The following is a 239-nucleotide window of genomic DNA, read 5'->3' on the forward strand; positions in this document are numbered from 1 at the left end:
CTTGAACAATTGAATCTGCAGTAACGATTGTCCCGTTTTTAATAATTAAATCGTATTTAACCATGTTTCTTTCCCCCATTTTTCCCATTACCCTTGCCGATTTTTCAGCAAGGGTAAAAATTTTTTATTGATCCCTTGGATTAATTATTTAGCAGAAATAAGCTTACCTACAGGAGCTCCTACAATCCCTTTTTCTAAATCGAAAACGACGTTTCCGCGAACAATTGTTTTTGTTACAC

General features: G+C 34.7%; 1 protein-coding gene. It reads right to left on the bottom strand.

Annotated elements, in window-relative coordinates; translation table 11 throughout:
• Positions 1–144: 144 nt before the first annotated feature.
• Positions 145–239 (bottom strand): hypothetical protein (locus tag V7149_RS24320; RefSeq protein WP_335348148.1); only part of this gene is annotated, 95 nt, incomplete at its 5' end.

Origin of the sequence: Bacillus sp. JJ1503 (assembly GCF_036965125.1) — a bacterium.
In the GTDB taxonomy this organism is placed as follows: Bacteria; Bacillota; Bacilli; order Bacillales; family Cytobacillaceae; genus Cytobacillus.